This is a genomic window from Ruegeria sp. F12 (assembly GCF_056533885.1).
Genome location: NZ_JBQFOV010000014.1, coordinates 55,737 through 70,502 on the forward strand (window position 1 = coordinate 55,737; position 14,766 = coordinate 70,502).

The 14,766-nt window shown below is 57.9% G+C and carries 15 protein-coding genes; 12 read left to right on the forward strand and 3 right to left on the reverse strand.

Going from position 1 to position 14,766, the window contains the following annotated elements; genetic code table 11:
• Positions 1-34: 34 nt before the first annotated feature.
• Genes ACR0CA_RS16975 through ACR0CA_RS16985 form a run of 3 tightly spaced genes read left to right on the forward strand, consistent with a single transcriptional unit; the run spans position 35 to position 2,836 of the window.
• Positions 35-1,123 (forward strand): ABC transporter ATP-binding protein, encoded by a 1,089-nt coding sequence (locus ACR0CA_RS16975; RefSeq protein ID WP_170417835.1) that lies wholly within the window; start codon positions 35-37, stop codon positions 1,121-1,123.
• Positions 1,120-2,022, forward strand: a complete 903-nt coding sequence (locus ACR0CA_RS16980) for an ABC transporter permease (RefSeq protein WP_170417832.1) — start codon at positions 1,120-1,122, stop codon at positions 2,020-2,022. Before ACR0CA_RS16975 ends, ACR0CA_RS16980 begins: the two co-directional genes overlap by 4 nt.
• A gap of 10 nt (positions 2,023-2,032) precedes the next feature.
• The gene (locus ACR0CA_RS16985; protein ID WP_170417829.1) at positions 2,033-2,836 is read left to right on the forward strand and encodes an ABC transporter permease; all 804 of its coding nucleotides are present in this window, start codon (positions 2,033-2,035) and stop codon (positions 2,834-2,836) included.
• Positions 2,837-2,844: 8 nt separating this feature from the next.
• Here ACR0CA_RS16985 and ACR0CA_RS16990 read toward each other — a convergent pair whose 3' ends face one another.
• Positions 2,845-3,552, reverse strand: coding sequence for an IclR family transcriptional regulator (locus ACR0CA_RS16990; RefSeq protein WP_170417827.1), 708 nt, complete (start codon positions 3,550-3,552; stop codon positions 2,845-2,847).
• 178 nt (positions 3,553-3,730) lie between these two features.
• Here ACR0CA_RS16990 and ACR0CA_RS16995 point away from each other — a divergent pair, with 178 nt between their 5' ends.
• The 8 genes from ACR0CA_RS16995 to ACR0CA_RS17030 are packed head-to-tail and all read left to right on the forward strand — an operon-like array spanning position 3,731 to position 11,111.
• Positions 3,731-4,408 (forward strand): arginase family protein, encoded by a 678-nt coding sequence (locus tag ACR0CA_RS16995; RefSeq protein ID WP_170474326.1) that lies wholly within the window; start codon positions 3,731-3,733, stop codon positions 4,406-4,408.
• The gene (locus ACR0CA_RS17000) at positions 4,401-5,075 is read left to right on the forward strand and encodes a hypothetical protein (RefSeq protein WP_170417821.1); all 675 of its coding nucleotides are present in this window, start codon (positions 4,401-4,403) and stop codon (positions 5,073-5,075) included. Before ACR0CA_RS16995 ends, ACR0CA_RS17000 begins: the two co-directional genes overlap by 8 nt.
• Positions 5,075-5,950, forward strand: a complete 876-nt coding sequence (locus ACR0CA_RS17005) for an arginase family protein (protein ID WP_170417818.1) — start codon at positions 5,075-5,077, stop codon at positions 5,948-5,950. Before ACR0CA_RS17000 ends, ACR0CA_RS17005 begins: the two co-directional genes overlap by 1 nt.
• A complete protein-coding gene (locus tag ACR0CA_RS17010; protein WP_170417815.1) occupies positions 5,947-6,957 on the forward strand; it encodes an agmatinase family protein in 1,011 nt (336 codons plus the stop codon). The genes ACR0CA_RS17005 and ACR0CA_RS17010 overlap by 4 nt, the downstream gene beginning before the upstream one ends.
• Positions 6,954-7,649: a hypothetical protein gene (locus tag ACR0CA_RS17015; protein ID WP_170417812.1), complete on the forward strand. Its 696-nt coding sequence runs from the start codon at positions 6,954-6,956 to the stop codon at positions 7,647-7,649. The genes ACR0CA_RS17010 and ACR0CA_RS17015 overlap by 4 nt, the downstream gene beginning before the upstream one ends.
• A complete protein-coding gene (locus tag ACR0CA_RS17020) occupies positions 7,646-9,091 on the forward strand; it encodes an aldehyde dehydrogenase family protein (protein ID WP_170417809.1) in 1,446 nt (481 codons plus the stop codon). Before ACR0CA_RS17015 ends, ACR0CA_RS17020 begins: the two co-directional genes overlap by 4 nt.
• Positions 9,091-10,287 (forward strand): CaiB/BaiF CoA transferase family protein, encoded by a 1,197-nt coding sequence (locus ACR0CA_RS17025; protein ID WP_170417806.1) that lies wholly within the window; start codon positions 9,091-9,093, stop codon positions 10,285-10,287. Before ACR0CA_RS17020 ends, ACR0CA_RS17025 begins: the two co-directional genes overlap by 1 nt.
• The gene (locus ACR0CA_RS17030; RefSeq protein ID WP_170417803.1) at positions 10,284-11,111 is read left to right on the forward strand and encodes a citryl-CoA lyase; all 828 of its coding nucleotides are present in this window, start codon (positions 10,284-10,286) and stop codon (positions 11,109-11,111) included. Before ACR0CA_RS17025 ends, ACR0CA_RS17030 begins: the two co-directional genes overlap by 4 nt.
• A gap of 464 nt (positions 11,112-11,575) precedes the next feature.
• Here ACR0CA_RS17030 and ACR0CA_RS17035 read toward each other — a convergent pair whose 3' ends face one another.
• Positions 11,576-12,487 carry a homocysteine S-methyltransferase family protein gene (locus ACR0CA_RS17035; RefSeq protein ID WP_170417800.1) on the reverse strand — a complete coding sequence of 304 codons (912 nt, stop codon included), beginning with the start codon at positions 12,485-12,487 and terminating at the stop codon, positions 11,576-11,578.
• An 84-nt stretch (positions 12,488-12,571) separates the two neighbouring features.
• Between ACR0CA_RS17035 and ACR0CA_RS17040 the strand changes: the two genes are divergently transcribed.
• The gene (locus ACR0CA_RS17040; RefSeq protein WP_170417797.1) at positions 12,572-12,871 is read left to right on the forward strand and encodes an MBL fold metallo-hydrolase; all 300 of its coding nucleotides are present in this window, start codon (positions 12,572-12,574) and stop codon (positions 12,869-12,871) included.
• A 482-nt stretch (positions 12,872-13,353) separates the two neighbouring features.
• Here ACR0CA_RS17040 and ACR0CA_RS17045 read toward each other — a convergent pair whose 3' ends face one another.
• Positions 13,354-14,760, reverse strand: a complete 1,407-nt coding sequence (locus ACR0CA_RS17045; RefSeq protein ID WP_174819503.1) for a DUF7986 domain-containing protein — start codon at positions 14,758-14,760, stop codon at positions 13,354-13,356.
• Between the last annotated feature and the right edge of the window lie 6 nt (positions 14,761-14,766).

The window sequence follows — 14,766 nt, forward strand, 5'->3', positions numbered from 1 at the left end:
TGCTGCGCCCATTTTTGTCAGGTTAGGAGCCCCCATGTCACCTGCAGCCCACTCCCTTCCCATCGATATATCCAACCTGTGCAAGGCCTACGGATCGGTCAAAGCGCTGAATGACGTGTCTTTGAACATCGCCGCGGGCGAGTTCCTGACATTGCTGGGGCCATCAGGCTCCGGCAAGACGACGCTTTTGATGGCGCTGGCCGGATTTGTGCGTCCTGATGGCGGGTCGATCCGGTTTGGCGAACAGGAAATGATTGCAACGCCGCCCCACAAGCGCGGCCTTGGCATGGTGTTCCAAAGCTATGCGTTGTTTCCGTTCATGACGGTCGCAGAAAACGTGGCTTATCCGTTGAAAATTCGCGGGGTGTCCAAAAGCGATCAGAAGGCCCGCGCCGAGCGCGCGCTGGAGACCGTGCAGCTGGGCGGTTATGGCGACCGGCGCATCACGCAATTATCCGGGGGACAAAGACAGCGCGTGGCCCTTGCCCGCGCCATGGTTTTTGAGCCGCAGATCATTCTGATGGATGAGCCGTTGTCAGCGCTCGACAAGAAGTTGCGCGAACATATGCAAATCGAATTGAAGGCGCTGCATGAAAAGCTGGATGCAACTGTCGTTTACGTGACCCATGACCAGCGCGAAGCCCTGACGATGTCGGACCGGATTGCAGTGGTCAATCATGGGCGGATCGAACAGATCGCGACGCCTGAGCGGCTCTATCGCCAGCCGCATAGTTTCTTTGTGGCGGATTTTATCGGGGAATCCATTTCCCTGCCGGTTAGTGTAGCGAATGACACGGCGCAGCTTGGCGAGCGCGTTCTGAAATCCAATACGCCTATTGCGCTGGGCAGCGGAGGCCATCGTCTGATCATCCGGCCCGAGTTGCTGGAAGTCACAGCAGGCGCGGTGCCAGACGCCGCCAATGACCTGTCCGGCCAAGTGCATGACATCATTTATCAGGGCGACAGCGTTCTAGTGATCGTTCAGCACGACAGCGCTGGTCAGATCAATGTGCGTGTGCCTGCCAATCGCGCGGGCCAAACCGGGTTGCCGTCGAAGGGAGAGCAAATCGGCCTTGCCCTGCATCCCGAAGATACGATCATCGTACCGGAACATGTGGCATGAGTATCGCCGAGACGTATGAAGGTGCTGGGACTCTTCAGAATGCCAGCACGCTCAAATCCGAAGAACGCCGCGAAAAACTGACGTTTCTTGGGCTTTCGATGCCTGCGGTTTTGACGATCTTGATCGTCGTCTTCCTGCCGATTTTCTGGCTGTCTTCGCTGTCGTTTTTCAATGCGGCAGGCGAACTGAGCACGGAAAATTACACGCGCATCTTTAGTAGTGCTCTCTATCGGCGAACCTTTGTCGTCACGTTTCAGATCAGCATTGCCGTGACGGTGATTTGCGTCCTTCTCGGCTACCCGCTGTGCTACTGGCTGACAAAGATGCCGAACAAAACAGCGGCCATTCTGATGGTGTTTGTGCTGGTCCCCTTCTGGACCTCGGTTCTGGTGCGGACCTATGCGTGGCTGGTGCTTTTGCAGCGCAATGGGATCATCAATTCGTCGCTGATGTCACTTGGCATTATCGAAGAACCGCTGCAACTGGCGCACAATCTGACCGGCTCCATCATTGGCATGGTGCATATCATGCTGCCTTTTTTGGTTCTGCCGCTCTACGCCACTATGCGCAATATTGACGGCGACCTGGTCCGAGCCGCCGTGGGCCTTGGTTCCAGCCCGCGCGGGGCCTTTTGGCGGGTATTTTTCCCAATGTCCCTGCCGGGCCTTTTTGCCGGCATCGTGCTGGTTTTCATCCTGTCGCTTGGGTTCTTTGTCACACCGGCTTTGCTGGGCGGTGGCCGGGTTCAGATGCTGGCGCAGCGTATCGAAAGCACCATCACAGTCTATTCGAACTGGGGGGCCGCATCAGCCCTGGGCGTGGTCCTGCTGTTGCTGGCGCTGGCGATGATCTGGCTGATGAACCGTGTCTTCGGGCTCGACAAACTGTTTATGCGCTGAGGATCTGAAAATGGAACAAGTCGGACAACGTAAAATCGACGGCCTGTGGCTGACAGTGGTCGGCATTGCTGTGCTGTTCTTTCTCATCCTGCCCACGCTGATCGTTATCCCGATGTCGTTTTCGGGGGCATCCTATCTGGAATTCCCGCCGACATCGCTCTCGTTTCGCTGGTACGTGGCCTATGTCACGTCGCCGGAATGGATGAGCGCAACAAAGACCTCGCTGATCGCGGCGGCGCTGACCACGGCAATCGCGACGCCCCTGGGCTCACTTTGTGCCTATGGTCTGCATTGCTCTGCGCCTCGTATCAGGAGCGCGGCTCAAATCCTTGTGATCATGCCGATTGTCGTGCCAGTGATCCTGATCGCTGTTGGAGTGTTCAGCCTCTATGCCAAGCTGGGGCTCAATTACACACTGACCGGGATCGTGATCGCCCATACTGCGCTGGCGCTGCCATTCGTGATCGTGACGGTGATGTCGGGATTGCAGAATTATGATTTCGATCAGGAGCTTGCAGCGCGCAGCTTAGGGGCGTCCCGTGCATACGCATTGTGGACAATCACCGTACCGCAGGTGAAATTCTCGATCCAGACAGGGGCTTTTCTGGCATTTATCACGTCGCTGGACGAGGTTGTGATCTCGATGCTGGTCTCGGGCGGGGAAAACGCCACAATCACCCGGCGCATGTTCAATTCACTGCGTGATCAGCTTGATCCGACAATCGCGGCGATCTCGACCTGTCTGATTGTCGTGTCCATCACGGCGCTTATCGGTGTGCAGATGATCGGGCGTCGGAAAGACAAGGCACAATGATGCGGGTCTTATTTTTCGCCAAACTCCACCCGAATCTGGCGGGCGGCATCAAGGACCGCCGCGCGATACTTTTCGACGGCTGTGTCATTGAAGCGGACGCGCAGGCCGGACAAGCTGATCGCGCCCAGCAATTCATCTTCGAACCCAAGAACAGGAACCGACAGTCCGGCGACGTCAGGATCGCGTTCACCAAGGCTGAGATAATACCCGGCCTTTCGGATGCTGGCCGCCTGTTTTCCCTGCCGGATGGAATAAGCATCCAGCACCTGACCCGAAGAGCCCATGCTCAGCGGAATGATCTCGCCCTCCTGAACGTGATCCCGCGCAAGCCTTGGCGAATTGACCCGGTAGAGGCACACGCCAGAGTTGCCGCGTTGCACATAAAACGACGCACTTTCGCCGGTCGCATTCACCAAATTCGCAAGCACCGGTCGCACAATTGGCCCCATCCGCAGGTTTTGGCGAAACACGGATCCAAGACGCCACAAAGACGGCCCGAGGTGAAACAGACCCTCGGCGTCTCGCGTAATATGACCAAACTTTTCAAGCGACACGCTCAGACGCAGAATTGTCGCCTTGTTGACCCCGCTGCGGTCCGCAACCTCCTTCAAAGAGAGGCCTGCATCGCCCGGCTCAAAGATGTCCAGCACACGCAATGCGCGCTCTACCGCTTCGACACCACCATTGGCGTCAGGGGATCGGGGCTTGTCGGGCATAGGCAGACCTTTCGACGCAAATCCGTCGCTTTTTATAGCCGGTTTGAGCGCAATTGGAAATCGCAAATAACGAAGGCGTCTGGCAATGAATAGCGCGCGGAAACAAATGATAACAGCTGGTTATGCGGACCTTCCTTTTGGCATTCATTCGCAATGTAAGGCTGATTGTGTTGGGGTTATGGGCGTTCCGAGCGAAGTTAACACCGGGCCCCGATCCGGCACCTCTCTGGCACCCGATGCGCTGCGCAAAATGACTGCCCAACTTGGGATCGGACTGCCTGTAGATGGTCGGGATCTTGGCAATCTGGACCTGTCAGGGGATTGGCCTGCCGCGTTGGAACAACTTGTGACGCAAATGGTGGATCACGGTGTTGTACCCGTTGTCTTGGGTGGCGCGTCTGATGTCGCCTCGGGTGTGCTGGGGGCCTTGCCTGATCTGCCAGTTGTCGCGGCCATGCCGTTGGCCCGGCGTGATATCGCGACGCGAACAGCCAACACGATCTGGGTGGGATTGAACGGCGATCAACCTGCTGGTGTCTGGGATCTGATCAGCCAGCGCAAGATGGATTGGCGCACCGCGCGGCAGTTGGATGAAGGGCACGGCGACTATTCTGACACGCCCGAGCGCGCTGTCTTGTGGATCGACATATCGGTCATTGATCTGGGGCATGCAGCTGGCAGCGTCGGCCTAAATCCCGGCGGGATGAAACCTGAAACGCTGGTTTCCGTCATTGGTGCCATGTCCTGTAAATGGCAGGCGATTGTGATCACCGGCCTTGCGCCTGCGCGCGACACCAGGGGAATGTCGGAACTGGCGGCGATCGAAACCCTGAACGCGGCGTTGCACAATGAGTGAAGCGGCGCAAATACAGTTTGACGCGATCCCCAGTTTTCTGGGCGCATCCATTGGCGATCTGGAAGATCTCGTGCCCGGTCAGGTCGCGATTGCAGGCTATTTTTGTGACAATCTCGCCCGGCCATCGGCAGGGCAACGCTATCTCGCGCGCCAGCTTCGGTATGCGTCCTGCCCCACAGTAACACCCGCGAATGCAATTGACCTTGGGGACGTGAACGTCTTTCCGCTAGAACCTGACAAGCATTTTCTCGCAGTTGCCTCGCAATGTGAATCGGTTCTTGAAACCGGTGCCCGCATGGTGTTGGTAGGCGGCGATTCCAGCGGTTTGGAAGCGCTTGACGTCGCCGCAAGACAGGTCACAGGTGCGGATGTTCCCATCATTGGGGTCAATGGCGGCGCAGTGAGCCATTTGCCCCGCACCCAACCGGTCATCCTGTCTGTGGATTTACAAGAGCTTGCGGGCAAATGGGTATCGCACCCGCATCGCCTGACGGGAATGTCACCAGCACAAATGATCGCGCAAATTGACGCCACCCCGGGCGATACCATCGCGGCTGCGGTTTTTGGGCTTGCCCCGGAACTGGACAACCGTGGCAAGGCTGAAACCCGCGCTGCACTGGCGATCCTGCAAGCGGTCACAGCTCGTCTTGAGAAAGGAGCAGGCTGATGCCTCTACGTTCGGCCCCGTTGCCGCGCATGGCAGGGCATCTGTCGTTCATGCGCTCTCAGACCAAAGCAATCGGCGACGTCCGGTCTGGAGATCTGGCCGTACTGGGCATCCCGTTTGAAGATACAAACGCACCTCATGCAGGGCAATCTCTGGCGCCGCGTGCATTACGCGAAACCTCGGTCTATTTCGGTTGGCACGCAAATCCACAATTCAGTCACCCCGTAGATATCGATGCGCGTCAGGATATCAGTACCGATGGCCTGCACGAGCGGCTTTGTGATCTCGGAGATATTGCACCGGGGTCCGAAGATGCGATCCACGCGGCCTTGAAGGCGGCCATGCGTCAGATCAGCGACAATGGCGCCTGTGCAATCTTTTTGGGCGGATCAGATCGCATGTCCGAGACGGCGCGGAGCGCGCTCCCTCATTGTCAGACAGTGCAGCTTGGCGGTACACCAGCCGATGCGCGCGATTTTCATATTGCGCCCTTGCCGAACGGAACGACCACGCCGGTAAATAGAGATACTGCCGCGCAGCGTGCCGCGTTTTCAGAGTGGCGGGATCCATCAAAGCCGTTGTTTGTTCGGTTTGATCTCTCGGTGTTTGAAACATCGCTCAGTGCGCTTTGTGATCGGCCCCGTTTGGGGGGCTGCGATCTTGCGACGGTGGTGCAATGGCTTGAGCTTTTGGGACGGCACGAGGTCAGCGCCATTATGTTGACCGGTCTGAATCCGAACCGTCCCGGAATGGGTGTCGTGAAGGTTGGCCAACGCCTGATGGTCACGGCTCTTCTGGCGTTTATCTATGCGCGCCTCGGCTTTGGGATTGATTTTCCGCGCCGCCAAACTTCCAAGGAAAAAGTACTGACATGACTGCAGCGATAACGACATTTCTCCCGCCTCTGGCACAACCGGGGTATCGGCTGTTTGATGGGCCTCTGCTCGATGCCGCCGACGTCCGTCCGGGCCAAATCGGTGTGGTGGGTATGCCCAGCGATTGGACACATTCAAGCCGGCTCGGAACCAGGTTTGGTCCCGAGGCGCTGCGTAAGGCAACGACGGTATTGCAATCCATGCGACCGCAGGGGGTCAGTTTTGATCCAGATACGGGCCAAAGAAGCGCAACGGCCAGCGACTGGCTCGTGGATTGCGGGGATGCAGTGATCACCCCTGAGGATGTAGACGCAACCACCGAGGCCATTGCCGCAATGACCGAGGCGCTGAGCGTTGGAGGGGCGATCCCTCTGGCACTGGGCGGTGATCACTATAATAGCTTCCCGGCCTGCCTTGGCTATTCCCGTGGGTTGGCCAAACGCGCACCAAATGCACGTTTTGGGTATATCCAGATCGACGGTCATCTGGATTTCTCTGACCGGCTTGGCGCGTGGGGCAGCCATAACCACGCAACCAATGCCCGTCGGATTTCCGAACTGCCCAATGTCGACGTGTCCAATATGGTTTGGGTCGGGATCACCGGTTGGGTCGACAGCGGTGAACTCGCCTTGATCGAAGAGCAGGGCGGTCGGGTGTTTTCGGCTGGCGACGTACATAAATTGGGGACGGCAGAGGCAATTCGTCAGGCGTTGGAGCATGCCATGAAGGGATGTGACGAACTGTATCTGTCAATCGACATCGATGCGATGGACGCTGGCTACCTCCCCGGCACCGGCTCAATCGTTCATAGCGGTATTACACCGCGTCAGTATTACGATCTGCTGGATGGGCTGGCCGAGGCCCCGTTGGGTGGACTGGATATTGTTGAGGTGTCCCCTCCTCTTGATCCGTCGGAGCGTACCGAATTTCTGGCTGCAGAAATGTTGTTCCGGATCCTGCGTCGCTTCCGCACACAACCTGTGACCGGGGCGGTGACAGAGCAATGATGGACTACAAAGGAACAGAGCAGCTGGGTGGGTTTTCCCATGCAGGAAAAACACTTGCGCCCGCGACACGGCCCTGGATCACAGACCTGTCAGCGCTTTGCCCTTACGAGGGCCTGCAACCCGGGAACCTACCGGAATTTGAACGCGACCCGAATTGGGACAACTGGGCGCTCACCGACAGTCCCAAAGACCCGAACCTGCGCCTGAACTGGCATCTATTTGAGGACGGTGGAAGAAGATTGATGGTCGCCGACCGGATGCTTATGAGCCGCGTCAGCTGGCAGGATCTGGATGATGCGGGGTATGTCCATGGCACAGAGCTGTCGATTGATGGACGCCTGTTTCGCTGCCGGTTGCTTACGGGGGGGGATACGCCCTGTAGTGACCCTTTTCAGGGGGCGACGCGCCCCAATGAATGGGATGCGCTGGTGGGGGGCAGCGGGGCGTTGAACGCTCCGCAACCGGACCCGGCCAATAGTACAGCACCGCTTTGCCCGGATCATCTGACCTCGCCTCATAACCGTTTGTGGAACTGGTTCGGCGCGGTCAGCTGGACCGCCGAACCGGTTGCCAGACGGGCCGATGGGCGGGTGTGCAGGGGCTATCATGGCCCGACCTATTTTTACGTGAATACTGTGGACCACCGGCATGAAGATATCGGGTGGCGACCAGTTCTTGAGGAAGCGCTATGACTGCAAACCCCTTTGCCAACTTTATCGCCGGATCATGGGTTGCTAGCAGCGACGCGGCCCCCAATGTCAACCCGTCCGACCTGAACGACACGATCGGCGAGTATGCCCGGGCAAGCGCCGATCAAACGGTTGACGCAATCGAGGCCGCGGCCGCGGCCCTGCCGAATTGGCGCAAGACATCGCCTCTGGTCCGGTTCGAAGCGCTCGACCGGATCGGGTCGGAAATCCTCGCCCGTGTAGACGAGCTGGGCGATATGCTGGCCCGCGAAGAGGGCAAAACCTTGCCCGAAGCCAAGGCCGAAGCGCATCGCGCCGGGCATTTGTTCAAATATTTCGCGGCTGAGGCGTATCGTGCGACCGGCGACACCTACCAATCTCTGCGCGAAGGTGTGTCGCTAAATGTTGTACGCGAGCCAATCGGCGTTGTGGGCGTAATCACGCCCTGGAATTTCCCACTGGCGATCCCCGCATGGAAAATCGCACCCGCTCTGGCCTATGGCAATACGGTTGTGTTCAAACCTGCCGAACTGGTGCCCGGATCGGCATGGATGTTGTCCGATATTATTGCCCGTGCGGGCGTGCCTGAGGGGGTGTTCAACCTTGTGATGGGAAAAGGCCGTGAGGTTGGGGAGGCAATCGTTACGCACCCCAAGGTGTCCGGGGTCACATTCACCGGTTCCACACCCGTCGGTCGCCATATGGGGGCGGCGCTGTTTGCGCGAGGAGCGAAAATGCAGCTGGAGATGGGGGGGAAGAACCCCTTGATCGTGCTGGATGACGCCGATCTGGATCTGGCGGTGCACTGCGCCGTTCAGGGCAGCTTTTTCTCAACCGGACAACGCTGCACAGCGTCTTCCCGCCTGATTGTGACCGAGGGCATTCACGACGCATTTGTTGACCGTCTTTGCGCGGCAATGAAAGACCTTCGGATCGGTGATGCGCGCGCTCCGGAAACCCAGATTGGTCCGGTCGCCAGTGAAGCGCAGCTCGCCATCGACAAACGATACGTGTCTCAGGCTGTGGATGACGGTGCAACGCTTGCCGCAGGTGGTGGCGAGGTCAAATCCAAAACAACCGGCCATTACTTTGCGCCTGCGTTGTTTACGGATGTGTCACCCGACGCAGCCGTGGCACGAGACGAAATCTTTGGGCCCATCGCCGCCGTGTTACGCGTGCCGGATTACGACGCCGCCCTGGCCACGTCCAACGACTGCGAATTTGGATTGTCCGCAGGAATTGTCACGCGGGATCCCGCCAAAATCGATCACTTCTCGCAGAACGCCGAAGCAGGCATGATACAAGTCAATCTGCCCACCGCCGGCATGGATTTCCACGCACCCTTTACGGGCCGAAAGGGATCCTCTTATGGTGCACCGGAAAAAGGCAGCTATTGCCGCGAGTTTTTCACGGCGGCCAAGGTTGTACACGCGGGGCGCGGATAATGTCGCAGACACCTTTGAAGGGCATTCGTGTTCTTGATCTGACCAATGTCCTTGCCGGTCCGTTCTGTTGTCATCATCTGGCGCATCTGGGCGGCGAGGTTATCAAGGTCGAAGCCGTCGGTCGGGGCGATCTCGCCCGCCAACTGGGGGCCGACCCAGAGCTGAACAAAGTCAACATGGGCGTGTCCTTTCTCGCCCAGAACGCGGGCAAGAAATCGGTCACGGTCAACCTCAAGAACCCACGGGGTCGAGAGATTTTTCTGAAACTGGTCGAAACTGCAGATGTCGTGGTTGAAAACTTCCGGCCCGGCGTCATGACGCGCCTCGGCGTGGGCTACCAGACCCTGAAAGAGGCCAATCCGACCCTCATCTATTGTGCTATCTCCGGCTTTGGCCAAGAGGGCCCGTGGATACGCCGCCCGGCTTATGACCAGATCATACAGGGAACCTCGGGTGTGATGTCGATCACCGGGGATAGCGACAGCGCGCCGCTGCGCGTTGGATATCCGGTGGCAGACACTGTGGGGGGCATCACCGCAGCCTTTGCGATTTCATCTGCTCTGAACGCCAATCCGCGCGGCACCTTTATTGATGTGTCGATGCTGGAATCGGTGCTGGCGACAATGGGCTGGGTGGTGTCGAACTATCTGATCGCCGGCGTCAATCCGACTGCCAATGGCAATGAAAACCCCACTTCGGCGCCTTCCGGTGCGTTTGAAGCGAAGGGCGGGTTGATCAACATTGCCGCAAACAAAGACCAGCAATGGGAGCTACTGACGGACCACCTGGGATTGGCCGCGCTGCGCGAGCGGCCTGAATATGCCACGCGCGAGGATCGCAAACGCAATAGGCTGGCTCTGAAAACTGAGCTGGAGACCGTGTTGAAGACCCGGTCACCGCGCGACTGGGCCAAGGAACTCAATAGCATTGGTGTGCCATCAGGAGCGGTTTTGACAGTGCCGGAAGTATTGGAAATGCCGCAGGTTGCAGACCGCGGTTTCCTCGACCAGTTTGAAAACGTCCCCGGCGTCGGACGCGACATTCAGGTTGCCACGACCGGGATCAAATTGGACGGCAGCGCGCCCACCGTCGATGCACCACCGCCCACATTGGGGCAGCACAACTCTCAAATCTGGAGCGAGTTAGGTCTTTCACCGGAAGACATTGAAAAACTGGCAAAGGATGGCGCGATATGACGGACCCCGCAGGACGCAATGACGCCGATGCCATTTGCCACTGGTGGCGCACCGAAATTATCGACATGGCTCCGGGGCGGATCGCCTTTCGCGGCCACCCGATCCAGGACCTGATCGGAAACGTCAGCTTTGCTCAGATGATCTGGCTCATGGTGCGCGGCAATTTGCCCACGCCAGAACAGGCGGCGCTTTTTGAATGCGCGCTGGTGGCGGGCGTGGATCATGGTCCGCAGGCGCCATCGATAGCCGCAGCGCGTATGGCCGCGACCTGTGGGCTGGGGCTCAACAACGTCATGGCCACCGGGGTCAACATGTTGGGTGACGTGCATGGCGGCGCCGGTGAACAATGCGCCGAGCTTTATTTCGACGTCGCCAAACGGATGGATGACGGCGCTGAACAGGAAGTTGCCGTCCGCGACGGTATCGCCGCCTGGTGTGAGGAAAATGGCAAGATCGTCTCGGGTTTTGGCCACCGTTTCCACAAGCCCGTCGATCCCCGCGCACCGCGATTGATGGCGTTGGTACGCGAGGCCGCGATGTCAGGCACTGTAGAAGGGCGATTTGCCGATATCGGTGAAGCTATACAGACGGAAATCGGACGTAAGCGCGGTGCCGATATCGCGATGAATATCGATGGGGCCACGGCTGTTATCTTTTGCGAATTGGGGTTCCCGGCACCGCTTTCCCGGGGATTGTTCTGTCTTTCCCGCTCGGTTGGCGTCTTGTCTCATGGCTGGGAACAGATTCAACAGGGCGGGCGGAACAAGGGGCCAATGCCGCCGCGTTATCTGCCGGAATATATTGGTGTCAAATCGGAGCGCTAACCCGATGACCATTGATGGTGCGAACGCCTAAATTCACACCGAACTTGGCATTGAAGCGCCACTGGCGTGTGGACTGTTTTGCCGGTCTCGGTCATTGGGCATCCCCCCCTAGAAGCAGACCCAACATGTTAGTCTGAACAAAGATTCACTTCTTTGGTGTTGTCTTTGAAGGTATTTCAATCCAGGCGAGAATCGATACATTTTCACGCTTGTTCTGACGTCAGCGAAGCGCACCGAGCTGCCATCGCGACAAGCGCGGCGAATTCACACTTGGTCCGCGATGCGTGAGTTTGTCGATCGCTGGATTTCGCAGTCGCAGCTAAAGTCCGGTCTGGTGGGCCGCACCGCAGCGATGCGCGCCCTCGGTCAACGGCAGGAATGGGCCGATCTCCTAACAAGTTGTGGAAAGAAATTACGGGATCACCTTAGATCTCAGCGTTATCGCTCAGATTGAACCAAGTTGGCTATGCTAGTTCGCTGATCATCGATTTCAGATGGCGCATGTCGGTACCGCAGCATCCTCCAAATACTTGGATCGACGGATTCTGCCTCGCAATCGCGGCAATCTGTTTACCAAGTTCAGCTGGATCGCCTTCGTCCAGCTCATCTGCTTCGTCAAGTTCCGCATGCGAGCAACTCGAAGCGTTCGCCACAAGGCCTCTCAGCCGGGGGTGGTTGCCAAGCGCTCCGGCGAAATGGGTAGGGTGAGCGCAGTTGACCATAAAAAACAGCGCCGCCGAGTCGGTTGCTGCGTCGATCTGGTCAATTCCGTCCACAAGTTTGGTCCCGTCTGCCAGGCACCCGTCTGTCTCAACAACCAGAGACATGATGATCGGCAGTTCAGCGTCCCGGGCGGCGAGGATGCATCCCGCTGCCTCGCTTGGGCGGTTGAATGTATAAGCGGTGACCAGATCGAGGCTTGTGTCTTTCAGGCTGTGCATTTGAGCGGCGTGGTATTGACGTGCATCTTCGACGGGTACCGGCGGGATGTCGGCGTAAGGATCATGGCGCGGGCCGATGCAGGCCGACACCAGTACATCATCGCGAGCGGCAGCTTGGCGCACGTCTTCCATTAGACTGACCGCATCTTTGTTTACTTCGGCGAGCCGCTCTGCATCGTACCCCAAGGGCGCTGCCCGGTCGGCGTTCGCCATCCATGTGGGCGCATCAAGGATGCATCCGACATTCATTTCACGGGCCAGATCGACAAGAGCCTGCATTTGACCGGCCAGTATCACCCTGGTGCCAGGTTCTTCCAGCAATGGAAACGACGCGAAACCGGGAAGCTCAATTCCATGATTGAAAATCAGGTCGGTGCCAGTGCCGGCGTAAACCAGAAAGGGCTTGTTACCTTCGAGTGGGAGCTGTCGCGCCATTCTGATCCACGCCTATTGCCGTTACCTCTGCACAAGAAACCTACTTTGTCTCGGGCCTCCTGTGAACCTTAGGACTGCGACAGGGTGTATTCCGTCACTCTGATCCCCACGCCAGGCCAAACACCAGGTCATGTCTCGGTCGAAATCACCAGTGGCGACCGGCGCGCTCTGATTACAGGTGATGCAATCCATACAACCGCCCAGTGCTGGCATCCCGAGTGGCATTTTATGTTTGATTCCGATGCTGAGATGGCCGTGACATCCCGTCGGAAACTGTTGGAAAGCGCCTCGGAAACGGGATGTATTGTGCTGGGAAACCACTTCGCTTTGCCGTCTATTGGTCGGGTGAAGGCGGACAACGACGCGTTTCGCTGGGAGGACTAGCCCAGGTTGTATTTTGATGTGCGCGGGTCTGTTGTGGGATGGCGGCTGACGTGAAAGTTCGACGCGCCGCGCAGCTTACAGGCAATGATCGGCGAAACTAAATCTCGAACCCATTGGGCTATGTCACATTCCCTTGAATTCTTGTTTCACAAGCTTTCTCTCTTCACCATTTTGTGAAAGCCTGAAGCAGTTATGAGTGACAGAGTGTGCAATTTTCAGAAAACAGTGGTTCTTTCTGAACTCCAATCAGCTCTCTTGGACGGAATTTGTGATCACTGCGAGGTGACAAGTTCGGAACTGGCCAAGAGTGGAGAGGTGCTGGAAATATGTGGACAAGAGTACTGTTTCGATTATGAAACCGGTGTGTCCACGGAGACTGAAATTTTGTTGTGCCCCAGCTGTCACGAGGCAAACCATCTGGACGCGCAGCGACAGCATAACCCTTGCCACATCTCTGCAAGACGCAGCCGGGAAAACATGGGTTAGTCGATGGGTTCAGGAGGCGAAGCTTTGGAACGGTTTTTGCAAGAACCATCGCTGGTCCAATTTCGGTAGTCTGACAGACCAAGCTCGTCCCACATCCAGCCGAAATCATACTCAGCCACCGGAGAGCCGGTCTGGCGCGCGCTGCGGTTTTCGATTGTCTTCAGCCAGTCTATGACTTTCTTCCTGCCCGCCGTGCTGCGAACGGCCTGGCGCGGGGTCTTGCCATCCAGGGCAGGAATCGGCTGGTCAAGCGTATCGCGGTAATGCTGTTCGAGATATTCGTGGGCCATCTGACGGGCAAGGGCACGGGGGATGTCCTCTTCTTCTGCCACTCCGTTACTCGTGCTGTCATCCGCCATCATCTGTTCGGCGGTCTGGATTGATGTCAGCGGAGATTTCACCAGGTCGCCCAGGAGGTCCCGGACCAGGGCTTCGCCGCGTTCAGCGCGCGCTGTAGAGCTCACAGAAAGTGTGAGTGTCCGACCTTTCAGATCTAGGGACCCAAGCACGGAGGCCCCTGACATTGATTTGTCCAACACGAGGCCGGTGCCGTGCTTGGTGCCGGACGGGGTGTCGAGGTCAAGCCAGGTCCAATCCTTCTGGCCTGAGATCACGAGTTCTGCGGACTGTGTTAGCTTTTCAGATACCTGGCTTTGCGTCACTTTGCTGGCGAGGGGGAAGCGCATGTCGTGAAAGAGCAGGTTGTCGCCATCGCTGTTGCTGATTTGTGGTGGTTCCGGATCCAGTAGGTTCGGCAGATGTGCGAAGAGCCAGGCATTGGTGAAGAGGGGTGCGGAACGGTGTAGCTGATCCTGTGTCAGCCTCAGTTCAACGTCGGGGTTCAATTTCAACACGGAGCGGAGCCCGTCTTCAAAAAACGCGACGGTGTCGGGGTCGAATGGGAGCAGCGCCCCCGAGATCACGTTATAATCCCCCTGTGCGACAACCCGAGCTGCGATGCGATCCCATCGCTGCAGCATCTGCGTCGCGCTGTGTTCCCGGACGGTAACCGGCTCTGCGTCCGAAAGCATGTTGCGCAAGACCATGGATCTGCCGGGGTCTACCTCGCTCACCTCATAAAGGCTGACCGACGCGTCCCGCAATCCTTTGATATAGGCGCGGGTCTGCGCACTCTCCTTGGAACCGCTCCCTTTCAGATAAGCATCCGCAGCGTTTTCGGCGTCCGCTCCGAATGTCCTGCCCAGCAAATCTTCCAGGCCACCACCCCACAGGACCATCGGCCAATCCTCGCCCAGCAAGTCGCCCAGATCCTCGAACTCAAGATCGAAGGCCTCGAGCGCTGGCAGAAAATGCTCGTCCAACACATCAGCGAGCCGCTCATGCCAAATCTCGTCACGGGTGATAAACCCGATGAGCCCACCAAGATCGTTCCCCGTTGTCATCTTCAG